Source organism: Tautonia sociabilis, assembly GCF_003977685.1.
Lineage (GTDB): Bacteria > Planctomycetota > Planctomycetia > Isosphaerales > Isosphaeraceae > Tautonia > Tautonia sociabilis.
In genome coordinates this window covers 43,124-65,296 of the sequence record NZ_RYZH01000004.1, presented here as the reverse complement: position 1 = coordinate 65,296, position 22,173 = coordinate 43,124, and the positions used below count along the sequence as shown (strand labels likewise).

The following is a 22,173-nucleotide window of genomic DNA, read 5'->3' as shown; positions in this document are numbered from 1 at the left end:
TCGGCCTCGATCATGCCGGTCGGCGGGCCGAACCAGGACTCCGGGCCCGACGACGGGAACGGGAACGTCCCCGATGCGACCGGGGGCCGGGAGGAGTCCGATCGCCCGCCCTCCCCCCCTTGGGGGGGAGAGGGACGCGGCCTCGGGGGCGATCCTCGCGATCGGCCCTGATCGGCGGCGGCCGACCGGGTGGGAGCGAGCTCGGCGATTTGACCGCGATGGCATCGGCGACGGCGACTGGAGGGGTCCGGGGCCGGTCCGATTCGGGACGGGGCGCCGAGGGACTGGCCTCCAGGGGAACGGACGAGATGCGGGAGTGGGGTCGACTCCCGCGTTGAGCGGCTGGCGGGACTGGGGGAGACTCGCCTCTTCCCCGAGCCAACGATCCGACGTTCGAGCACACCAGCCGGGAGCCGCCGGCCTCCGGAGCGGGCCGAGACTCCTCGACCGGGATCACGGGGGAGTGATGCTGAAGCTCGGCCCGGGGGAGGGGGAGCTGACGGATTGCATCGGGGTACCGGCGAAGGGGGAGGGGGTCGCCGGGCCGGAGGTCGCGGGGGTTCCGAGGCCGAGGTTGCCGCGGAAGTCGTAGGAGGGCATCGCCTGGTTCAGCAGCGGGATGCCCGAGGTGGGGACCGCCTGGCCGGGCTGGAGGCTGAAGCTCGGGTTGTTGATGAAGCCGGCGGCCGAGTCGTCGCCGGTCCTCGGGGTCCCTCCGGGCCCGATCGAGCCGGGACTCCCCTGGAGGCTGAAACTGACCGACTGGTCGTAGACGACCGTCGCCCCGGTGCCGGGGTCGTAGAGGACCGACTCCAGCCCGCCGTTGGCGTTGGTGTAGGTGTACAGTCGGGTGCCGTTGGCGATGGCCGAGGGGGACACCGAGACGGTGGCGCCGGAGGTGGGAACCCGGGCGAACAGCACGCCGTTGGGCTGGCCGGGCCCGGCCAGGCCCAGAGGAACAGGGACCGGCATCCCGTTGCTCAGCACCGGCCGATTTCCTCCGATCGCCGCTCCCGGCTGGGTGTCCCCGGCCAGCACCCGGAGGCGAGGGGGAGGGGGCTCGGCGGCCCGGGACTGGGCCGGCGCGAAACTTTGGGCATGGACCGGGGCCGCGATCACAGCCCAGAGCGGCAGGACGAGCAACCGTCGCATCGGTCGACCCTCCGGTCCGGGAATCGGACCTGATTGTGTCGAGGGGCGGAGCGGACGTGTCGGATCGGGCGTTCTCGATCCTTCTCCATCCTAGGCCCCCGGCGTCGCAATGTCGACCGATCCGGCTCGACCCCATCACGGGGGCCGAGTGGGCGAGCCGCCCGGAATCGGTTCGTCCGCATGGGCCGGTCCCCTTGCTCGATCGCCGAGGGAGGGCTGGTTCCCGGGCCGACGTCGACTTCGACACGTCGACGCCGATTTCGAGTCGGCGCCGGCGTCGAGCGATCGCGAGGGATCCTCGGCGTACCGATGGCGATGGCGATGGCGATGGCTCCTCCTCCTGGTTTCGGCCGAAGGGCACCCGCCACTTAGGCCTGGGACACCGGGCTCGGCGGCGATCCCGGCGGGGGGCCGGGAGGGGCGACCTGGTAGATCAAGGTGGGCGTCTTGCGCCGGGTGATCGCGGCGGCGACCTCCGAGCGGATGTGCCCCGAGGCGGCGCCGAGGTGCTCCATCACCTTCAGCGGGTCGACCGGCACGTTCGGGGCGAACGGCCCGACCGTGACCAGCAGCCGGGAGTCGTCCGGCGCCGGCTCGACGGAGAGAACGCAGAGGTTGCGCAGCACGTCGTCGTCGAGGTCGCCGAGGATCACCTGCTCGACGGTCCGCTGGACCTGAGAGCAAAGCTGCATCGTCTTGCGACCGTTCTTCGGCCCGGATCGGCCGGGGCCGGGGCCGGGGCCGGGGCCGGGGGCGAAGACGCGCCGGGGGTCGACCGCGCCTCGGGGGAGCTTCTTGCGCGAGGACATGGGAGCTTTCCTCTCGCGAGGACCGGCGGGCGTCTCGGCCCGAGGGTCGCCGGTCGGTCGATGGGGCCGCGATGAGACGGGACGGCTGGGGAGGAGGTCGGTTCCGTTCAGTCCGACCCGGTGCCGGGCCGATGGGGGAGGCGGGGCCGTCGGGCCCGCGTCGCCGATCGGGGTCGGTCGCGTCGCATCGCGGGCCTCCTGTTCCGTTTCGAAGGAGTCCGAGGATCCGGAGACGTGCCGGGCGGATCGGGTTCGGGGGGACTCCCCTCCCCGCCCATCATAGCTCGCCAGGTCGTCCGATCAAGCCGCCCCCCGGCGGCTCGGCCGTCGTCTCCTCCCGGCAGCCGGGCTCGAATCTCCTGCCGGACGTCGGCCTCGGCCGACCGCCGATCCCGGCGCCGACGGACCATCCGGGAGGCGCCCGCCGCCGATCGCCGAGCCGTCCGGAGCCATCACCCCAGGGCCAGCCGGCCCGCGATCCCGGTCGGTCGCCGGACCGCTCCGATTCCTCGACGGCAGGGCCGGTGGCGGCCCCCGGGGGACGACTGGACCGCGAAACCGATATCTTTGTACACTCAATTCACTTGCACTGGCCGGACGATCGAATTATCGTACAGTACGGGACCGGAGGGAGGGACCGGCGGGCCGGGCGGGCCCGATCGTCCGAGCACGAGGCGAGAGCATGGCCCGAAGACGGCAGAACCATGGCGATGGCCGCGGCGAGGGGGCCGGGCGCAACGAGGTGATCGAGGTCGTCCCGCTGGCCGAGGCGACGCGAGAGCGGTATCTGAATTACGCCTTGAGCGTGATCACGTCTCGGGCCCTGCCGGACGTTCGTGACGGGCTGAAGCCGGTGCAGCGCCGGATCTTGTACGCCATGTGGGCCGACCTGCGCGTGACGGCCGACGGCCGCTATATCAAAAGCGCCGCCGTCGTCGGCGAGGCGATGAAGACGTATCACCCGCACGGCGACCAGTCGATCTACGACGCCCTGGTGCGGATGGCGCAGCCGTTCAGCCTCCGCTACCCGCTGATCGAGGGCTACGGCAACTTCGGCTCCGTCGATGGCGACCCGCCGGCGGCCATGCGGTACACCGAGTGCCGCCTGACTCCGATCGCCCAGGAGTTGCTGACCGAGCTGCGCGAGGGCACGGTCGACTTCCGCCCGAACTACGCCTCGACCGCCGACGAGCCGATCGTGTTGCCCGCCCAGGTGCCGAACCTGCTGATCAACGGCACCTCGGGCATCGCCGTCGGCATGGCGACGAACATCCCGCCGCACAATTTGAAGGAGGTCTGCGCGGCGCTGATCGCCCTGCTGGACCGGGACCGGGACCTGCCGGTCGAGAAGCTGCTGAAGTCCATCCAGGGCCCGGACTTCCCCGGCGGCGGCGTCATCCTCAACAGCGCCGACGAGCTTCGACAGATTTACGCCACCGGCCAGGGCACGATCAAGCTCCGGGGGACCTACGAGCGGGACCCGGAGCACCCGAACCGGATCATCATCACGTCGATCCCCTACGCCGTCGAGAAGGATGCGCTGGTGCTCCGGATCGGCGACCTGATCGGCAAGGGGCAGGTTCCGCAGCTGACGAACGTCAAGGACCTGAGCACCGACGACATCCGGATTGTGCTCGAGCTGAAGCCCGGCGCCAACGCGGACGCGGCCCTGGCCTACCTGTTCAAGAACACGCCGCTGCAAAACAACTTCAACGTCAACATGACCTGCCTCCAGCCGGCCGCCGGGGCCGAGGTGGCCGTACCGGCCCGGCTGGACCTGAAGTCCATGCTCGTCCACTTTTTGGACTTCCGCATGGACGTCGTCACCCGGCGGCTCCAGCACGAGCTGGACGCGGTCCGGAAGCGGATCCACATCCTCGAAGGCTTCGCGATCGTCTTCGACAACCTCGACGAGGCGATCCGGATCATCCGGGCCAGCGACGGCAAGGCCGACGCCGCCCCGAAGCTGATGAGCCGCTTCGGGCTCTCCGAGGCCCAGGCCGACGCGGTGCTGGAGACGAAGCTCTATCGCCTGGGCAAGCTCGAGATCCAGGACATCCTCGGCGAATTGAAGGACCGGCGCGCCCGGGCCGCCGAGCTGGAGGGGTTGCTCGCCGACGAGGGGGCCCGCTGGTCGTTGATCCGGGACGAGATCAAGGCGATCGCCAAGAAATACGGCGACGCCCGCCGCACGGCGGTCGAGGGGCCGGTCGAGGCGGTCGAGTTCCGCGAGGAAGACTACATCGTCGACGAGGACGCCTGGGTCATCGTCACCCGGGACGGCTGGGTCAAGCGCCAGAAGTCGTTCACCGACGTGGCCAGCATCCGAGTCCGGGACGAGGACCGGGTCGGCTGGGTCTTCCGCTGCCGAGCCCGGCAGACGATCACCTTCTTCACAACCAGGGGGATCGCCTACACGATCCGGGTCAACGACATCGGCATGACCACCGGCCACGGCGAGCCGATCCACCGCCAGTTCGCCTTCGAGGACCAGGAGGCGATCGTCGGCGTCGTCTGCCACGACCCCCGCTGCCTGCCGACCCCGAAGCCGCCGGCCCCCCGCAACGGCAAGGCCCACCAGGGCTACCTCGACGCCGACTTGCAACCCGACCGCAACGGCAGCAACGGCGACGGCCACCGCGACCGCAACGGCGACGGCAAGTCGGCCCCCCCGCCCTTCGGCGTGGCGCTGACGGCCGGGGGCAAGACGCTCCGCTTCTCGCTCGGCTACGTCGCGCCGGTCTCCACCCGGAAGGGGCGCGGCATCGTCCGGCTCGATCCCGCCTTCCCCGACGACGCGGTGATCGGCGTCGAGCCCTCCGACGGCTCGGAGAACGTCTGCCTCGTCACCCGATCGGCCCGCGTGCTGGTCTTCCCGGTCGACGAGGTGAACGTGGTGTCCGGCATCGCCAAGGGAGTGACCGCCGTTCGGCTCGACGCCAAGGACCGAGTGCTCGGCTTCACCCTCGCCGGCGCCCGGGCAGACGGGCTGGAGCTCCGCACCAGCCGGGGGGCGATCCAGTCGCTGCGGGCCTCGAAGTACCCCGTCACCGGCCGGGGCGGCAAGGGCTACGCGATCATGCAGCGCGGCTCGATCGCCGAGGTCCTCCCGCCCGAGGCGACGCCGGTCCCGCCGGTCGACCAGGTGGAGCAATAACTCGGAAATCGAGGGAGGTCCCCCCGTGGGCGATCCGAGCCGAAGCGGCCTGCCCCCCGCCAACCGGGGCCGGGCCGCCCGCCGCCACCACCGCAGCCGGATGATCGAGCGGGCCCGCCGCGCCCTGAGGTTCCTGGGGATGTCCGACCGGGAGCGAGACACCTTCGCCCGCAAGGCCCACGACCATCTCGCCTCCTGCTCCTGCTGGATGTGCGGCAACCCCCGCCGCTTCCTCGGCGAGCCGACGATTCAGGAACGACGCGCCGACGAGGCCCGAACACTCGAACACAAGACGGATCGCTGACCAGCCGCCGGGACCAGACGCGACCCGACGAGGATGGAAAGACGCATGGCCACCGGAACCTATACCGCCGATTCGATCACCGTCCTCGAAGGGCTCGAGGCCGTCCGCCGCCGCCCCGGCATGTACATCGGCGGCGTGGACAAGGCGGGGCTGCACCACCTGCTCTGGGAGATCGTCGACAACGCGATCGACGAGGTGATGAACGGCCACGCCTCGAGGATCGTCGTCACCCTGTCGAAGGACGGCAAGACCTGCTCGGTTTCCGACAACGGCCGAGGCATCCCGACCGACGTGCACGCCAAGACGGGCAAGAGCGCGCTGGAGGTGATCTTCACCACCCTGCACGCCGGCGGCAAGTTCGACAACGACGCCTACAAGGTGGCCGGCGGCCTGCACGGGGTGGGCGCCAGCGTCGTCAACGCGCTGAGCGAGACGCTGGAGGTGCAGGTCCGCCGCGACGGCTACCACTGGACCCAGCGCTACCGGCGCGGCAAGCCGCTGGGCGGGGTCGAGCGCGGCGAACCGGCCCGGGGCTCGGGCACGACCGTCACCTTCACGCCCGACCCGGAGATCTTCGTCGACTCGACCTACGACGCGAACCTCATCGCCGAGCGCCTGGAAGTCAAGACATACCTGAACAAGGGACTGTCGATCCAGTTCGTCGACCAGCGCGCCGGCACCACCGTCGAGTTCCGCCACGACGGCGGGGTCAGCGACTTCCTGGAGGCCGTGAACGCGGCTCGGCAGGATACCCGAGTGGCCCCCTCCCCCTTCGTGCTGGAGCGGGAGGAGGAGGACCTGCGCCTGGAGGTCGCCCTGGCCTGGACCGAGGCCACCGACGAGGACATCCGCTCCTTCGTCAACACCATCCCCACCCGGGACGGCGGCACGCACGAGAGCGGCCTGCGCGAGGCGGTCCGAGCCGCCGTGCAGAAGTTCATCAAGGACCACGAGCTGGCGAAGAAAGGGCCCGAGATCAAGGCCGAGGACATTCGGGAGGGGCTCACCGCGGTGCTCTCGGTCTGCGTCCGAGAGCCGCAGTTCCAGGGGCAGACCAAGGGAAGGCTGAACAACCCCGAGGTCCGCGCCCTGGTCGATTCGATGGTCCGGCCCCGGCTCGAGGACTTCCTGCTCAAGAACAAGAGCGTGGCGGATGCCGTCGTCCACCGTGTGATCCAGGCCGCGAAGGCCCGGGAGGCCAGCCGGGCCGCCGCCAGCCAGGTCCGCCGCAAGACGGCCATCAGCAACCGCCTGAACCTCCCCGGCAAGCTCCACGACTGCGACAGCACCGACCCCGAGCGCTCCGAGCTGTTCATCGTCGAGGGCGACTCGGCGGGAGGCTCCGCCAAGCAAGGACGCGACCGCCACATCCAGGCCATCCTCCCCCTGCGCGGCAAGGTCCTCAACGCCGAGCAGGCCACCAAGGGGAAGCTCCTGGAGAACAAGGAGCTGACCGACCTGGTTTCCGCCCTCGGCTGCGGCCTGGACGAGCACTACGACCCCGCCCGCCTCCGCTACGGCAAGATCATCCTGCTCACCGACGCCGACAGCGACGGCCACCACATCGCCACCCTGCTGCTCACCTTCTTCTACCGCCACCTCCCCGGCCTGCTCGACGCCGGCCGGGTCTACCTCGCCTGCCCGCCGCTGTACAAGGTCTCCCACGGCAAGGAGAACTACTGGGCCGCCGACGACCGCCAGCGCGACGCGATTCTGGCGAAGCTGCCCAAGAACGCCAAGTACACCATCACCCGCTTCAAGGGGCTCGGCGAGATGCCCGCCAAGCTCCTCTTTGAAACCACGCTCGACCCCTCCCGCCGCCGGTTGCTCCGCGTCTGCGTGCCCGACGAGGACCGCCCCTACACGGACCACACCGTCTCCGACCTGATGGGCAAGGAGCCGGAGGCTCGGTTCAAGTTCATCATGGAAGAAGCGTACTCGGCCAGAGATATCGACATCTGATTGCATGCCCACCGAACGGCCGCGGTTCGGGCCGCTCCGAACGGCCGCGGTTCGGGCCGCTCTTGGTGCGCCCTCGCTTCCAGACGGTCGACCCGGCGTCACGGGTCGATCAGGGTGAGCGTGGTCGTCGATTCCGCTTCCGAGGAGTACTGCTGGTCCATCACGGTGATGAGGAAGGTGAGCGACTGCGAGACCCGGGAGGAGCGGAGGACGCCGAGGGCGGGGTCGAAGGAGTAGGAGCCGGAGCCCGCCTGGTCGCCGACCTCGAGCCGGAAGGGGGCGTCGGCGTTGGGTCGGATGGCGTCTACGGTCAGGGTCAGGCCGATGGTGGCCAGGTTGTCCTGGAGGCCCTCGTAGGAGAAGGTGCTGGTCAGGGTCAGTTCCCCCTGGGGGGTGGGCAGCTCGGCGGTGCGAGACCAGGAGGCGCCGGCCTCGACGGGACGCTCGGGAAGCACGAGCGTCGCCTGGGAGATCATGCGGTCGATCCCCTCGGGGGTGGAGAGGTTCTGGAGCGCCGCGGCGGCCGGGCCGGCGGACCTGAGCCGCTCGAGCGTCTCCTCGGGCAGCTCCACGTCTCGGACCTCTCCCCGGGGGGTCATCACCAGCACGACCCGGAAGCCGATCAGGGCGTCAACCACCTGTTTGAGCATCGCCGAGGGGCCCGAGGGGGCCTCCTCCCCCGCCTCCGCCGCCGAGTCGTAGGAGATCTCCACGAAGGGGGTCTTCTGGAGCACCTTCACCCGGTCGATCGTCTGGGAGAGCCGGGCCGAGCCGTCCTCCTCGACCGAGAGCACGTCCCAGGTCATCGCGATGGATTGCTGCGTGGAGGTCGAAACGTCCTGCTCGGCGACCGTCGCGCTGATGACCTGCTCCTGGGAGAGCTCGAAGCGGTGCGAGTCCCCCTCGGTGAACTTCCAGCGGAGCAGCTCCTGCCCGGAGGCGGGACCGGCCAGCAGGAGGGCGAGGGCGAGGGGGAGGGGGATCGGGGCGAATCGGCGAGACATCGGGGTGCTCCGTGCGGGGACCGGGCTCGATCCGAGTCGAGTCGAGTCGAGTCGAGTCGAGTTGGGCCCTCCCGGCCGTCGGGCCGGGCGGCGCCGATCGATCCCGGCCGAGGGCGTGATCAGTTTGACCGGCCCTGCCCCCCGCTGGCAAGCCAACCCCGCCCGACCCCGGGAACGGCCGATCGGCCGCTCAGGCCCCGACCCGGGAGGCCCGGCGCGCGAGCACCGCCCGGGCCGGCCCCGACCGGCCGCCGCCGACCAGCAGCAGGCTGGCCGCCCCCCTGCCCTTCAACCTCAACTGCGTCCGAAGCGTCTCGGGGCGGATCTCCATGCCCCGCACCTTGATCTCCATCGTGCCGATCCCCCGATCGAGCGCCGCCCGGCGGAGCGCCTTCACGTCGACCGGCAGCTCCTCGATCACCTCGAAGGCGGCGAGAAACGGCGAGTCGACTCGGCTCGGGCCGGTGAGGAAGTCGGCGGCCTCGGTGATCCGTCCCAGGCCGTGCGCCTCGGCGAAGGAGTCGACCAGTCCGGAGCGCAGCAGGGCCGGATCCGGGTCGAACGCCCAGCGGTCCAGCGGCCGGGAGGAGGCGTAGGCGCCGGGGGGGCCGTCGCGGTCGGTCCAGGTGGCTTCCTCGGGCAGCCGGGTGGCCCGGCGTCGGCAGGAGACGAGGCCGCCGAACCAGACGGTCGCCTCCTTGGCCTCTCCTCCCAGGCTGACCAGCTCGACCTCGAACCGATCGCCGGAGAAATGCGCGTCGAAGTCGCTTGCCGGGCCGAGCTTGATCGCCCCGCCGGGGGAGCGGTGGGCCAGGCCGAGGAGGAACTCGGGGCCGGGGTGATAGTCGGCGAGCCTCTGGGCGGCGCGCCGGGCCCCCTCGACGCGGCGGTCGGGGTCGACGTGAACGAGGGCCCCCTCGGGGAGCTCGAACCGCTCGGCGTCGGCCACGACAACCGACACCCGATCTCCCACCTCGTAAACCCCCGCGTTCCACCGTGTCCGGCGGGCCATGCCCTCGTCGCGGTCGACGGCGATCACGCGGCCGGCCTCCCTTGCCAGGGCGATCGCGTCGCCGCCAATGCCGCAGCACAGGTCCACCACCGTCGAGGAGCCCCGGAACCGGGTCGCCTTGTGCCGGGAGACGGCCTCGGCGGTCGCCTGCTCCAGGCCCGTCGGGTCGAGCCACATCCGGTCGGCGCGCTCGAACTTCGCCCGGCCCCGCCGGCGAGCCTCGGCCAGGTGGACCGCCGCCGAGACGACCTCGGCCGGCGCCCCGTTCCGCCACCGGGCCAGCTCGGCCGGGCCGGGCCGGGGGGCGGCCTCGACCTCGGCGAGCAGGGCGCGGCCATCTTCGGTGGAGAGCAGGGAGAACTCGGCGTCGGCGGGGGTCATCAGGGGCATCCTCAGGGTGGGGGTCGGCGCTCGGTCGGCCGGCGGCTCGGGGGAGATCGGCGGAGGGTCGGCTGGCCCCCCTCGGTCTTCCTCCCCCGCATCGTCGCGGGCCGAGCGATCGCGATCCGGCCCCCCGCTCCCGTACTGGCGGAGACAAATCGCGTCCGATCCCCCTAGAATAACGAATCGCCCCCGAAGCCACCGCGACGCCGACGCCCAGGAGGCCCCGCGACGTGTCCGCGATCGCTCCGACCTCGACCTCGACCTCGGCCCCCTCGCCTCGATGCCGCCCCGTTCCCCCGCTGCCTCCCCCGCCGCCGAGGGCGAAGGAGCCGCTGAGGATCGGCTCGGTCACGGTGCCCACGCGCTTCTTCCTCTCGCCGCTGGCCGGTTACACGGCCCTGGCATACCGCCTGACCGTCCGGGAGCTGGGCGGGCTCGGCCTGGCGACGACGGATCTGGTCAACGCCCGCTCCCTGATCGAGCGGCGGCCCAAGTCGTTCGAGCTGGCCGCGACCTCCCCCGAGGACCAGCCGGCGTCGATTCAGATCTACGGGGCCACGGCCTGGGAGATGATCGAGGCGACCAAGATCGTCGCCGACCTCGGTCCCTCGATCATCGACATCAACATGGGATGCCCCGTCCGGAAGGTCGTCAAGGCCGGCGGCGGCTCGGCCCTGATGTGCGACGGCGAGGGGGCGAGGCGTCTGGTGGAGGCCGTCGTCGAGCACTCCCCCGTGCCCGTCACGGTCAAGATGCGCCTCGGCTGGGACCAGCAGCACCCGACCGCCCCCGAGTTGGCCCGGCTGTTCGAGTCGATCGGCGTGGCGGCCGTCATCGTCCACGGCCGCACCCGGGCCCAGGGGTTCAGCGGCGCGGTCGACCGCTCGGGGATCGCCCGAGTGGTCGCGGCGGTCGAGCGCATGCCCGTCGTCGGCAACGGCGACATCCGCACCGTCGCCGACGCCGAGGCCATGTTCCGAGAAACCGGCTGCGCCGCCATCTCCATCGGCCGGGGGGCGCTGTCCAACCCCTTTCTCTTCCGACAGCTCCAGCACTGGGCCGAGCACGGTACCGCCGGGCCCGAGCCCTCGTTCGAGGACCGCCTCGGCGTGATGGAACGCCACTTCCACCGCCTTGTCGAGACCCGGGGAGAGCACCTGGCCTGCCTCCAGTTCCGCAAGGTGCTGAAGTGGTACAGCTACGCCATCCGGCCGCCCAAGGAGCTGTACCTCCGCCTGGTCAACCTCCCCAGCCGATCCCGCTTCGACGAGGTCGTCGCCCAGATCCGGGCCGCCGGCCCCAGCGCCCCCCTGCCCTCCCAGTTCGAGCCTCGCGTTCCGACGCCGAAGGGGCCGATCGACAGGTGGTGAGCCTCGAATCGAGCCCGGCCCCCCCTCCTGTTGACCGAGAGCCCCGGGGCGGGCAACGTGGGGACGGCCGGCCCGAGCCGTCGGCAAGGCCGGGCCGAAGAGTCGTCAAGGACATCCCGACTGAAAGGCTGGAACGATGGTGACGGTGAGCAAAGGCGGTCGATGGGCCGGGGGCCTCGCGCTCCTGGCGGTCGGGCTGGGGACGGGCGTCGCGTTGGCCGGCGAAGGGGACGACGGGCCGAGGGTCGAACGGCATGTGGTTGTCTACCGGGAGCCGGGACGGTTCGCCGGCTGGCCGGCCAACCACGGCATGTGGGCCTGGGGCGACGAGATCCTCGTCGGCTTCAGCCGGGGGACGTACAAGGACCTCGGCTCGTATCACCACATCGACCGAGAGCGGCCGGAGGAGCACCTGCTCGCCCGCAGCCTCGACGGCGGCCTGACCTGGGCCGTCGAGGAGCCAGAACCTCTCGCCGCCCTGGCCGGCGCCGCCGGCATGAGGCACGGCACCCGGCCCCCCGACGCTCCGGAGCACCGGCCCATCCCCCTGGACGAGCCGATCGACTTCACCCACCCCGACCTCGCCCTGACGCTCCGCATGGAGGACAAGGACGGGGGCGCCTCCTGGTTCTCCTACTCCTACGACCGGGGCCGGTCGTGGCGAGGCCCGTTCCGCCTGCCGATGCTCGGCCAGCCGGGGGTGATGGCCCGGACCGACTACCTCGTGGAGGGCCCCCGGGACTGCCTCGCGATGCTGACCGCCTCGAAGTCCGACGGCCGGGAGGGCCGCCCCTTCGCCGCTCGAACGAGCGACGGCGGCCTGAGCTGGGAGTTCCTCTCGTACATCGGCCCCGAGCCGGAGGACGGCTACGCGATCATGCCCTCGACCGTCCGCACCGGGCCGACCGACCTGGTGACGACGATCCGACTCCGAGACTCGGAGCGGGCCTGGATCGACTCCTACGCCTCGCACGACAACGGCCGTTCGTGGGAGTTCCTCTCCACCCCCGAGCCCGACGGCGGCACCGGAAACCCTCCCAGCCTGGTCCGGCTGCCCGATGGGAGGCTGGCGCTGGTCTATGGCCTCCGACGGGAGCCGTTCGGCATCGTCGCCCGGCTCAGCGGAGACGGAGGCCGAACCTGGAGCGAGGCGATCACCCTGCGGGACGACGGCGGCGGCACGGACATCGGCTACGTCCGGTCGGTCGTCCGGCCGGACGGGACCGTGCTCTCGGTCTACTACTACCATGACCGCTCCGGCCCTGACCGCTACCTCGCGGCCACGATCTGGAATCCGGGCACGCCCTGAGCCCCGGGAGGGCGGGGCCGGGCCGTGTCAGGAGAAGGGCCGGTCCTCGACCAGGCAGTCGCAGAGCTCGCCATAGACCGATCGGATCGCCTCGGGCGTCGGCGTCGCGTCGGCGCCGAGGCGCTCGACAACGCGACGGGCGAGCGGCCCCCGGTCCAGGATCAGCGCCAGCGGCTGACGGTCCTCGGGCGGGCCGAGGTCGTCCCGGAGCGCGGCGAACAGGCCTCGCCAGAGGTCGATCGCGGTCATCGGGCCGGCGTCCGCCAGGGCGAAGCAGCGGAGGTAGTCCCGATCGGCGACCAACGCGCGGTCGGCCTCGGCGACGCAGCCCAGCAGGATCGGCTCCAGGACGTCGACGGGGATGGATCGCTGCGCGACGGTTGAGGACCAGCGTTCTTCGGCCAGCGCCCGGACGGCGGCGGCGACCAGGGTGGCGATCGCCAGGTCGGCCCGGGGGCACTCCTGCACGTCGAGCAGCCGGATCTCGATCGTCGAGCGGTCGAACCGGGCGATGGCGCCCCGGGCGTTGAGCCACTCGAAGCGGAGGATCCCCTCGGGGTCGAGCGGGGCGATGGCGTCGTACATCGGCTCGAGGATCCGCCGGTCGTACTCGGCCTGGGAGAAGGCGGGCTCGGGGATCACTCGTCCGGTGACCTGGGGAACGCGGCGGCAGTTGTGGCGGTAGAACTCCAGGCGGTTGTCCATCAGGCCGGTGGGGCGGCCCTCGACGATCGGGGAGCTGGCGGCCAGGGCGGGGAGGATCGGCAATACCAGTCGGATCGCCGCGTGCAGGAGGGCGAACTCCTCGTCGCCGGAGAAGGGGAGGTTCAGGTGCATGCTCTGGAGGTTCGACCAGCCGTGCCCCCGGCAGTCGAAGATGCGGTCGAACGCCTGGTAGACCGGCCCGAAGCCGTGGGGCCAGAGCCGGGCCTCGGCGGCCGGGTCCATCAGCGGGTGCATCGCCGAGGGCAGCAGCCGGGCCCCCATCGGTTCGAGGAGGGCGTCGATCCGGCGAACGTGCTCCTGGAAGCGGTCGGCCAGGCCGGAGAGGCAGGGGGAGGGTTCGGTCGTCTTCAGCTCGACGACATGGGCCGCCAGCTCGTTCGACCAGGAGATCGGCCCCAGCGCCACCTCCGGCTCGGGGCCTCCCGAGGGGGAGACGGCCGAGAGCAGCAGGTCGGCGATCGGCCGGACGGCGAGCGTCTGGCGGTCGACGATCATGTATTCCAGCTCGACCCCGAACGCCTCGAAGAGGTGCAGGCTCATGGGCGATTGGTCCCCCCGCCGTAGCCCGCCTTGCGCCGCTCGATGCGGCGGAGGAAGACGTCGGCCAGCCGACGGTACAGCTCGTCCCGGAGGATGGCGTCTTCGACCCCCGACTCGATGTTGGGGTTGTCGTTGACCTCGATGACGTAGAACTGGTCGCCCGACTGCTTGACGTCGACGCCGTAGAGGCCGTCTCCGATCAGCTCGGCGGCCCTGGTGGCGATGCGGACGGCCTTGCGCGGGGCCAGCTCCACCGGGAGCGTCTCGAACTTGCCGTAGGAGGACCTCCCCTCGGCGTCTCGCTTGATGATCTGCCAGTGCTTCCTCGCCATGAAGTACTTGCAGGCGAACAGGGGCTGGCCGTCGAGGATGCCGATCCGCCAGTCGAAGGTGGTCGGCAGGTACTCCTGGGCGACGACGAGATCCGACTCCTTCCAGAAGCGGGCCAGCTCGTCGCGCAGTTCGTCGGCCGTCTCCACCTTGAGAACGCCTCGGGAGAAGGAGCTGTCGGGCTGCTTCAGCACGCAGGGCAGGCCGATCCGCTCGAGCACCTGGTCGACGTTCTCCTCGTGGGCCACCAGGGTCTTCGGCGCGGGGATGTGGTGGTGGGAGAGCAGCTCGGCGAGGTAGACCTTGTTCGAGCAGCGGACGATCGACTCCGGGTCGTCGATGACCACCAGACCCTCGCCGGCGGCTCGGCGAGAGAAGCGGTAGGTGTGGTGGTTGGGGGCGGTCGTCTCCCGGATGAAGAGGGCGTCGAACTCGGCGATGCGGCCGTAGTCGTCCGGTCCGATGACCTCGACGGCCAGGCCGACGGCCTCGGCGGCCTTGGCGAACTTCTGCAGGGCCTTGTCGTCGGAGGGAGGCTCGGCCTCGGCCGGGTTGCGGAGGATGGCCACGTCGTATCGCGAGGCGGCCCGGCGCCGGACGGCCCCCCGGCGGCCGGCGAAGAACTCTCGGGCGGCCTCGGCCACGAACGGCCAGTGCGCCTCGGGCACCTCGCTGGCGCCGATGGCGGCCACGCCGCGAAGCTGCCACTTGCCGTCGAGCCGCTTGAACTGGGCCCGCAGCATCGGCGCCCGGAACGAATCGAAGAGGTATCGGCTGAGCGTATCGTAGCGCTTGGCCATGTTGCGGCCGAAGTAGACGCTCAGGGTGAAGGCGCCCGACTGGAGCGGGTGCAGGTCCTTCCGGATCCGCTCCTCCAGCTCGTCCCCCATCAGCCGGATCATGGCGGGGGAGCGCATGTCCTGGATCGTGGTGATCGAGGGCAAGGGGCGGTGGCCTCTCGCCTCGGCCAGCAGCGACACGTAGTAGCCGGCGCTCTGGTAGCGGTACGACTTGCAGAGGTTGTACAGCCTCGCCCCCCGCAGCGCGGCGAACCGGGGGGCGGTGAGGTAGGACCAGGCGTCGACGACCTCGGCCTCGGGCAGCTCGGAGGGCCAGTCCTTGGCGTCGTCGGTGACGATGAGCGTCGGCACGAGGCAATCCCTTCGGATCGGGCTGGTGCGGCCGGTCAGCGCGGGGAGCCCCGGGGCCGGACGATCAGCAGGTTGGCGTCGTAGGTGACGATGCCGAGCATGATGGCTGAGAGCACGCGATCCATGCCCTGCACATAGTAGTGGTCGGGCGCCAGCGGATTGGGCCAGAGCGGGTCGGCCACCAGCACGTCCCTGGTCTGCTGGTCATACCCGCAGAGCACGACGAAATGCCCGGCCGGCTCGCCCCGGATGTCGTCGTGGTCGGACTTCGGTCCGTATTCCCGGGGCATCCGGTAGAGGTACGTCGCCGACAGGCCGGTCAGGATCGGCACCCCTCGGCGGAGGTAGTGGCGGATCAGCGCGCCGTTGAGGTCGCGCATCCGGATCCGGCCGCCAAGGCGGAGGAAGTCGAGATAGGCGACCGTCGCCACTCGGAGCTTCGGGTTCTCCTTGGCGGCGGCCTGCGCCGTCAGCTTCTCAGCCAGGGGGGGAGCCTCGGGGGTGAACCAGGTGGGGTCGAACAGGCGGAGGTCATATGTGTAGAGGGTCGCCTCGTAGCCCCGGCGCAGGGCGTGACTGCCCAGCAGGACGGCGAGCGTGCCGCCCCCCTCGAGCTGCGGGATCTCTCGGACCACTTGCTCCAGCGGGATCTCGTCGCCGTAGTAGCTGTAGACGGCATCCAGGCAGGTCGGCCCGCAGGTCACGTCGTCGGGCTGCGGCTGGATCTCGAACTTCAGGCGCGTTTCCACTTCGGGCGCCCCCCCCCCGTCGGCGCCGGCCAATTCCCGATCCCGGCGTGGTGTCGGGCGTCGGGTGTCGGGCATCGGGCCGGCCATCGTTCCATTCTACGGGGAGGAGGAGGGGAAGGCAGCGCCACCCGGCGGCGGACGGCCTCGGCCCCGGGTCAGCCGGAGGCCCCTCGGCGAGGCTTCGGTTCGGCCAGGGACATGGCGGCGACCAGCGCGGCGAGCACGCTCGTCACCGAGTGGGCCAGCAGCCGGGCCATTGCCTCCTCGGCGATGGGCTGGCTGGTCTTGGCGATCGGGAAGAGGATCGCGCCGCCGACCTCGTAGACGGCCGCCCCGATCGCCCCGCCGACCAGCCCGCCGACCGCCACCCGGGCGATCCGGCTCCGGCCCCCTCCGGCCCCCAGGCCCAGGGCCAGGCCGCCGGCCAGGCCGACCAGGGACCAGACCCCGGCATGGATCGCCAGCGGGAAGAGCAGGTCGTTGGCGTTCGGATCGACGTTCTCCAGGTAGATCGAGAACAGGATGGACGCGCCCCCGGCCCCCAGCAGGCCGCCGGCCGCCAGGCCGGCCGCTCCTCCGATCGCCCCGGAGCGGCCCGTACCGCCGACCGACGCCCCGGCCAGGCCGAGGAGCAGGCCGAGCACCGCCCCCTGCACGCCGTAGGTCAGCGTCGCGTCGAGCACTCGGCCGCGGCGGATGTCCTCGTTGCTGGCGGCGCCGGCGGTCGGCCCTTTCATCGGGTCGACGAGGAGCTGGGGGGCGAACAGGCCGTTGGCCACCTCGCCGGCGCCCCAGCTCAGGCCGGCGGCGACCACTCCCGCCGCCAGCGCCGCGACCCAGGGCGGTCGCCGAACCGGCCGGGCGCCCGCGCCGGTTTCGGCTGCCAAGGGTGAGGGTGGGTCGATCGATCCCGGGGCCGGCCCGCCGGCCGATTCGGGTGGGTTCATCGCGTTCGTCCCCGCTCCGAGGGACCGGCCGACCCCCCCCTGGCGCCGACGGCCCCCCATGCCTCGCTGGGCGTTATTATCGGCAACCGACTCGCCGATGCAATCGGGTATCCCCCCCGGTCGGAAGAAGCGAGAGCGATGCGTCCGCATCCCGAGCGGAAGGCGTCGTCTCCGCTCCCCGAGCCGGCCGCCCCGGCACGGACATTGCGGCAAATTCCAGGCCGAGGCGATCACGAGCCGGTGTCATCCGCTCGGTCCTGGCGGGCCCCCTCCGAAAAATCCGAGACAATTCCTGACATGGGTATTGATCCAGCACGAGAGTCGCCGGATAACTTAGGCGCGGGTCGGTCCTCGACCCGAGTTCTCGGGGGTTGCCGGGGTCGTTCGACCTCGCAGGATCGTCCTCAAAGTTCAGGGCTCCCAACAACGGAGCCTGGGAGCGCTCCCGTTGCCGAGGAACGGTGCGGGAAGATCGGCCGGAGGCCGGGACGGCTCGCCGGATCGTGGGGTCGTCGCGTGCGTACGGCAGCGTTCCTGCCTCTTCCTCCATCGAAGAACTCGTCTCCCCTTCTCGAAGAACCTGGAGAGAGCGATGCGAATGACCCTGGCGGGCGTTCGGGCCGCCCGGGCCCTGGCCCTGGCCCTCGCCTGCGTGGCGGTGTCGCCGAGCGTCGGCTGCGGCGGGAACAAGGGAGACTCGGTCGTGCCGGAAGAGAATCCGGAGAACCCGGCCGCGAAGGCGAAGGAATCCATGGATTACTACCGACAGCAGATGCAGAAGGGCGGCTGACCGGGCCGGGATGACCGGTCGCGCCGGGAGGCTCTCGGCGCGCCACCCCGGATGCGATTCACTCGCCGTCGGCACCGGGAGGCCGTCGATGTCGCCTCTTTAACTCGCCGGATCCCCCCGCCACGCCGGCCGGGGGGATCCGGGACGCCCTGTCCCCCGAGGAGGTGTTCTCATGCACATATCGTCCAGGAATGTCCGCGGTTTCACCCTGATCGAGCTGCTCGTGGTCATCGCGATCATCGGCGTGCTCATCGCCCTGCTGCTGCCGGCGGTGCAGAGCGCCCGAGAGGCGGCGCGGCGGGCCCAGTGCACGAATAACCTGAAGCAGATCGGCCTGGGCATGCACAATTACCACAGTGCCAACAACGTCTTCCCGCCCGGTGCCGCCGCCAGCAATAACCCGGTGAATCTGGGCGATGGCGGCCGGACCTGCATCAACTGGATGGGCTGGAGCCCGCACGCCATGCTGCTGGGCTACATCGAGGGCCAGCCCCTCTATAGCGCCATCAACTTCAACTTCGACCCGATCTCCTGGCCGTCGGCCCCCTACAACACCACGGTCGTCTACTCGAAGCTCTCCGTCTTCCTCTGCCCGTCGGACGGCAACGCCGGCCAGTCGTTCATCAACAACTATTACGCCAGCATCGGCACGACGACCAACTCGTCGGGCAACCTCAACCAGGACGACTGCTTCCGCCCCGGCGGCCGCAGCACCGGCATGTTCTATTATGCAACCTCCTACGGCCTCCAGAACGTCCGGGACGGCTCGTCGAACACCGTGGCCTTCAGCGAGGGATTGGTCGGCAGCGGCAACACGACCGTCGAGCCGTATGTCACCGGCGTCAACCGGGACGGCCTGGTCGGCCACTATGACGCCAACCAGGACATCCCCACGACGATGAACAACCTCCAGGCCTGCACCGCCCAGTGGAAGATCGCTGGCGTGGGCAGCGGCCTGGCCACCAACCGCGGCTGGTACTGGGCCTGGGGCGCCGACAACATGTCCCTGTTCAACACGATCGTCCCGCCCAACTCCACCCAGTATCAGTGGGGCCACTGCCGCTTCGGCTGCCAGGGCTGCGGCACGGTCTACTCCTCCGACCACTCCAACATTGTCAACGCCACCAGCGCCCACCCGGGCGGGGCCAACGTCCTGTTCGGCGACGGCAGCGTGAAGTTCATCAAGAGCACCATCGCCATGCCCACCTGGTGGGCCCTGGGCACCCGGTCGCACGGCGAGGTGGTCAGCGCCGATCAGTACTGACGCCCGTTCCGACCGCTCCTTCCGGACGCCCCCTGCCGAGCCGACGCGCCGGGAGGGGGCGTCCGGTCCTGTCCCCCGATCGCGAGCGCGACCGTTGAGCCTCCCCCCAGTCCCGCCGAAGGCGAAGGAGAAGGCGAAGGCGATCGCGCGTCGGGCCGCCTGGCTGGTCCCGGTCCTCGCGGCGGCCGGGCTCGGGCTGTCCTGGGCGGCCGCCGCGCTCCGGGTCGAGGCCGAGCTGGACCGGGCCGAGGCCGAGCTGTCCGCCCGGCGGTTCGAGGAGGCCCGGGGCCGGCTCTCCCGGCTCTCGGCCCGCTTCCCCGACCGCGCCGACATCGCCTTCGCCCTCGGGGCGAGCGAGGCGGGCCTCGGCCGCGTCGACGCCGCGCTCGACGCCTGGGCCCGGGTGCCGGAGGACTCCGGGCTCTCCCCTCGGGCGGCCCTGGAGCGCGCCCGCCTGGCCCTGGAGCACGGACGGCTCTCGGCCGCCGAGCAGAGCCTGGCCCTCCTGGTCGACCGCCGAGACGCGATCGGCGAGGAGGCGATCCGGCTCGTCCAACAACTGTTGCTGTTCTCGGGACGCTCCGATGCGCTCCCCGAGTCGTTCCGCCGGCAATGGCCGACGGCCCTCCGAGACGGCCCGGCAGCGGCGGCCGGGCTGCTGCGGTCGCACTGGCTGGCCGAGACCCAGGCGCTGCCGATCGACGCCGTCTCCGAGGCGATCGACCGATCCCACCGCGAGGCCCCCGACGACGACCGCGTTTGGCTCGGCCTGGCCGACCTCTCCCGACGCGCCGGGAGGCTCGACGAGGCCGACCGCTGGCTCGACCGCTGCGAGGCCCGCCGGCCCGACGATCCGGACGTGGCCCGGGCCCGGCTCGAATGGGCCCTGGCCGCCGATCGCCCCGGCTCGGCCGCCGAGGCCCTGGCCCGGATCCCCGCCGACCGGCTCGACCCGGCCGGCGTCTGCTCGATCCGGGCTCGGCTTGCCGCGCTGCGGGGAGACGCCGACGCCGAGCGTGCCGCCCTGGAGCGGCTGGTCGCCCTCCGGCCCGGAGACGCCGCCTCCTGGGCCCGCCTCGGCGACCTCGCCGCCCAGGCCGGCCTGGCCGGGCTCCGAGACCGCTGCCGGGCCCGCAAGGCAGAGATCGACCGCCTCACGGATGACTATACCCGGCTGATGGGGGAGGTTGCCGCGGGCGGTCGGCCGCCGGCCCGAGCGCTGGCCCGGCTCGCCGAGGCGCTCGGCCGCCGCTTCGAGGCGATCGGCTGGTGGACCCTCCTGGCCCTGGACGACCGGGGGGACCCCGAGGCCCGGCAGGCGCTCGACCGCCTGGACGACTCCCCGGCTCCCCCCGCCGCCGACCCGGGCCGATCGCTCGCCGAGCTGATCCCCGAGGCCATTCCCAGCGCGTCCTCTCCCGAGCCGGCCGGGACGACGGGCCCCGTCCCCATCTTCCGGGACGACGCCGAGGCCGCCGGCCTCCACTTCGTTTACGACAACGACCAGTCTCCCTCCCGCCGCCTGCCCGAGACGATGGGGGGCGGCCTCGCCCTGCTCGACTTCGACGGCGACGGCTGGCTGGACGTGTATTGCGTCCAGGGAGGCCGGTTCCCGGGAGGCTCCCCCGGCCCCGGCGGCGGCGACCGCCTCTTCCGCAACCGAGGAGACGGCACCTTCGAGGACGCCTCCGAGTCCTCCGGCATCGCCTCCTTCCCCCGGGGCTTCGGCCACGGCGTCGCCGTGGGAGACATCGACAATGACGGGCATCCCGACCTGTTCGTCACCCGATGGCGGTCGTACGCCCTGTACCGCAACCGAGGAGACGGCACCTTCGAGGACCGGACCGAGGCCGCCGGCCTGGGGGGAGACCGCGGCTGGCCGACCTCGGCGGCGTTCGCCGACCTGGACAACGACGGCGACCTGGATCTCTATGTCTGCCAGTACCTCCGCTGGGATCCCGACCGCGACCCGCCCTGCCCCGACCCCGACCGCCCGGGGCGCTTCATGTACTGCGTCCCCCGCCGCTTCGAGGCCGAGCCCGACCGCGTCTTCCGCAACGACGGCGGCGTGTTCGTCGACGTGACCGAATCGGCCGGCATCGTCGACCGAGACGGCCGAGGCCTGGGCGTGGTCGCCGCCGACGTGAACGCCGATGGTCGGATCGATCTCTTCGTCGCCAACGATATGACCGCCGACCTGCTGTTCCTCAACCGGGGAAGCTTCCGCTTCGAGGAGTCGGGAGAGCTGGCCGGCGTCGCCTCGAACGCCGCCGGCGGCTACCAGGCCGGCATGGGCGTCTGCTGCGGCGACCTGGACGGCGACGCCCGGCCCGAGCTGCTGGTGACGAACTTCTACGGCGAGTCCACCTCGCTCTACCGCAACGTCGGCGGCGGCCAGTTCTCCTACGCCTCGCTCGACGCCGGCCTGGCCGCCCCGACTCGGTTCGTGCTCGGCTTCGGCGTCGCCTTGCTCGACGCCAACCTCGACGGCCTCCTCGATCTCGCCCAGGCCAACGGCCACGTCAACGACTTCCGCCCCGGAACCCCCTACGCGATGCCCGCGCAGCTTTTCCTCGGCCGGGGGAACGGCCGGTTCGTCGAGGTGACCGACCGCGCCGGCGACGGCTGGTCCGTCGACCGCGTGGCGCGCGGCCTCGCCACCGGCGACCTGAACAACGACGGCCTCCCCGACATCCTCATCCTCGCCCAGGCCGGCCCGCTCGCCTTCCTCCGCAACCTCGGCCCCGGGGGGAACCCGTCCGATGCCGGGACCGGCCGCTTCCTCACCCTCCGGCTCGAAGGGACCCGATCCAACCGAGACGGCGTGGGAGCCGTCGTCGTCGTCACCGCCGACGGGAGGACGCAAACCCTCTGCCGGGTCGGCGGCGGCAGCTTCCTCTCCGCCAACGACGGCCGCCTGCTCGTCGGCCTTGGCGCCGGAGCGGACCTGACCGCCGTCGCCGTCGAGGTCCGCTGGCCGAGCGGCCAGGTCGACCGGTTCGAGAACCTCTCCCCAAACGCCTCCTACCGCCTCGTCGAGGGCTCCCCGACAGCCCGGCCGCTGGAAGGAGGGCCCCGCCCCCCGGGCCCCCCTCCCGAGTAGGGCCGAGTCGATCCCGACCGGAGTCCCTCCCGCCTCCCCACCCGCCGGAGGCCGCTCCGCCAGGTCCGACTTCCAAAATTTGTGGAAACCGTGTTGAATATCCGCGCCGG

Annotated in this window: 16 protein-coding genes; 8 read left to right on the top strand and 8 right to left on the bottom strand. The window is 71.5% G+C overall.

Features of this window, described 5'->3' with window-relative positions:
• Positions 1–453 precede the first annotated feature (453 nt).
• Together TsocGM_RS03235 and TsocGM_RS03230 are read right to left on the bottom strand one after the other, a co-directional pair.
• Complete coding sequence (locus TsocGM_RS03235; RefSeq protein WP_126723880.1) at positions 454–1,152, bottom strand: hypothetical protein; 699 nt, start codon at positions 1,150–1,152, stop codon at positions 454–456.
• Positions 1,153–1,520: 368 nt separating this feature from the next.
• Positions 1,521–1,961 carry a ribosome-binding factor A gene (locus tag TsocGM_RS03230; protein ID WP_126723879.1) on the bottom strand — a complete coding sequence of 147 codons (441 nt, stop codon included), beginning with the start codon at positions 1,959–1,961 and terminating at the stop codon, positions 1,521–1,523.
• A 682-nt stretch (positions 1,962–2,643) separates the two neighbouring features.
• Here TsocGM_RS03230 and TsocGM_RS03225 point away from each other — a divergent pair.
• Genes TsocGM_RS03225 through TsocGM_RS03215 form a run of 3 tightly spaced genes read left to right on the top strand, consistent with a single transcriptional unit; the run spans position 2,644 to position 7,384 of the window.
• A complete protein-coding gene (locus tag TsocGM_RS03225; protein ID WP_126723878.1) occupies positions 2,644–5,118 on the top strand; it encodes a DNA gyrase/topoisomerase IV subunit A in 2,475 nt (824 codons plus the stop codon).
• Positions 5,119–5,143: 25 nt separating this feature from the next.
• Complete coding sequence (locus tag TsocGM_RS03220; protein ID WP_126723877.1) at positions 5,144–5,422, top strand: hypothetical protein; 279 nt, start codon at positions 5,144–5,146, stop codon at positions 5,420–5,422.
• Positions 5,423–5,467: 45 nt separating this feature from the next.
• Entirely contained in the window at positions 5,468–7,384 is a 1,917-nt protein-coding gene (locus TsocGM_RS03215; protein ID WP_126723876.1) for a DNA gyrase/topoisomerase IV subunit B, read from the top strand.
• Positions 7,385–7,482: 98 nt separating this feature from the next.
• On the opposite strand, the gene TsocGM_RS03210 is transcribed toward TsocGM_RS03215, so the two are convergent.
• Together TsocGM_RS03210 and TsocGM_RS03205 are read right to left on the bottom strand one after the other, a co-directional pair.
• Positions 7,483–8,388, bottom strand: a complete 906-nt coding sequence (locus TsocGM_RS03210) for a DUF6263 family protein (RefSeq protein ID WP_126723875.1) — start codon at positions 8,386–8,388, stop codon at positions 7,483–7,485.
• A gap of 190 nt (positions 8,389–8,578) precedes the next feature.
• A complete protein-coding gene (locus TsocGM_RS03205; RefSeq protein WP_233578229.1) occupies positions 8,579–9,781 on the bottom strand; it encodes a class I SAM-dependent methyltransferase in 1,203 nt (400 codons plus the stop codon).
• A 233-nt stretch (positions 9,782–10,014) separates the two neighbouring features.
• On the opposite strand from TsocGM_RS03205, the gene dusB reads away from it, so the two are divergent.
• Both dusB and TsocGM_RS03195 read left to right on the top strand, forming a co-directional pair.
• The gene (gene dusB / locus TsocGM_RS03200) at positions 10,015–11,154 is read left to right on the top strand and encodes a tRNA dihydrouridine synthase DusB (RefSeq protein ID WP_233578227.1); all 1,140 of its coding nucleotides are present in this window, start codon (positions 10,015–10,017) and stop codon (positions 11,152–11,154) included.
• A 145-nt stretch (positions 11,155–11,299) separates the two neighbouring features.
• The gene (locus TsocGM_RS03195) at positions 11,300–12,463 is read left to right on the top strand and encodes an exo-alpha-sialidase (protein WP_158633351.1); all 1,164 of its coding nucleotides are present in this window, start codon (positions 11,300–11,302) and stop codon (positions 12,461–12,463) included.
• A 27-nt stretch (positions 12,464–12,490) separates the two neighbouring features.
• Here the strand turns inward: TsocGM_RS03195 and TsocGM_RS03190 are convergent, their stop codons facing one another.
• The 4 genes from TsocGM_RS03190 to TsocGM_RS03175 all read right to left on the bottom strand — a co-directional run bounded on the left by TsocGM_RS03190 (position 12,491) and on the right by TsocGM_RS03175 (position 16,846).
• Entirely contained in the window at positions 12,491–13,729 is a 1,239-nt protein-coding gene (locus tag TsocGM_RS03190; protein ID WP_126723872.1) for a carboxylate-amine ligase, read from the bottom strand.
• Complete coding sequence (locus tag TsocGM_RS03185) at positions 13,726–15,210, bottom strand: RimK family protein (RefSeq protein ID WP_126723871.1); 1,485 nt, start codon at positions 15,208–15,210, stop codon at positions 13,726–13,728. Before TsocGM_RS03185 ends, TsocGM_RS03190 begins: the two co-directional genes overlap by 4 nt.
• A 35-nt stretch (positions 15,211–15,245) precedes the next feature.
• Complete coding sequence (locus tag TsocGM_RS03180; protein WP_126723870.1) at positions 15,246–15,959, bottom strand: C39 family peptidase; 714 nt, start codon at positions 15,957–15,959, stop codon at positions 15,246–15,248.
• A 155-nt stretch (positions 15,960–16,114) separates the two neighbouring features.
• The gene (locus TsocGM_RS03175; RefSeq protein ID WP_126723869.1) at positions 16,115–16,846 is read right to left on the bottom strand and encodes a hypothetical protein; all 732 of its coding nucleotides are present in this window, start codon (positions 16,844–16,846) and stop codon (positions 16,115–16,117) included.
• Between the two features lie 652 nt (positions 16,847–17,498).
• On the opposite strand from TsocGM_RS03175, the gene TsocGM_RS03170 reads away from it, so the two are divergent.
• The 3 genes from TsocGM_RS03170 (at position 17,499) to TsocGM_RS03160 (ending at position 22,063) form a co-directional block, all read left to right on the top strand.
• A complete protein-coding gene (locus TsocGM_RS03170; protein WP_126723868.1) occupies positions 17,499–17,696 on the top strand; it encodes a hypothetical protein in 198 nt (65 codons plus the stop codon).
• A 172-nt stretch (positions 17,697–17,868) separates the two neighbouring features.
• Positions 17,869–18,960 carry a DUF1559 domain-containing protein gene (locus TsocGM_RS03165; protein ID WP_126723867.1) on the top strand — a complete coding sequence of 364 codons (1,092 nt, stop codon included), beginning with the start codon at positions 17,869–17,871 and terminating at the stop codon, positions 18,958–18,960.
• 94 nt (positions 18,961–19,054) lie between these two features.
• The gene (locus TsocGM_RS03160; protein ID WP_126723866.1) at positions 19,055–22,063 is read left to right on the top strand and encodes an FG-GAP-like repeat-containing protein; all 3,009 of its coding nucleotides are present in this window, start codon (positions 19,055–19,057) and stop codon (positions 22,061–22,063) included.
• The last annotated feature ends 110 nt before the right edge of the window (positions 22,064–22,173 follow it).

Coding starts and splice junctions, on each gene's coding strand:
- TsocGM_RS03235 (WP_126723880.1), bottom strand. CDS start 1,152: ATGCGACGGTTGCTCGTCCTGCCGCTCTGGGCTGTGATCGCGGCCCCG.
- TsocGM_RS03230 (WP_126723879.1), bottom strand. CDS start 1,961: ATGTCCTCGCGCAAGAAGCTCCCCCGAGGCGCGGTCGACCCCCGGCGC.
- TsocGM_RS03225 (WP_126723878.1), top strand. CDS start 2,644: ATGGCCCGAAGACGGCAGAACCATGGCGATGGCCGCGGCGAGGGGGCC.
- TsocGM_RS03215 (WP_126723876.1), top strand. CDS start 5,468: ATGGCCACCGGAACCTATACCGCCGATTCGATCACCGTCCTCGAAGGG.
- TsocGM_RS03210 (WP_126723875.1), bottom strand. CDS start 8,388: ATGTCTCGCCGATTCGCCCCGATCCCCCTCCCCCTCGCCCTCGCCCTC.
- TsocGM_RS03205 (WP_233578229.1), bottom strand. CDS start 9,781: ATGACCCCCGCCGACGCCGAGTTCTCCCTGCTCTCCACCGAAGATGGC.
- TsocGM_RS03190 (WP_126723872.1), bottom strand. CDS start 13,729: ATGAGCCTGCACCTCTTCGAGGCGTTCGGGGTCGAGCTGGAATACATG.
- TsocGM_RS03170 (WP_126723868.1), top strand. CDS start 17,499: ATGCGAATGACCCTGGCGGGCGTTCGGGCCGCCCGGGCCCTGGCCCTG.
- TsocGM_RS03165 (WP_126723867.1), top strand. CDS start 17,869: ATGCACATATCGTCCAGGAATGTCCGCGGTTTCACCCTGATCGAGCTG.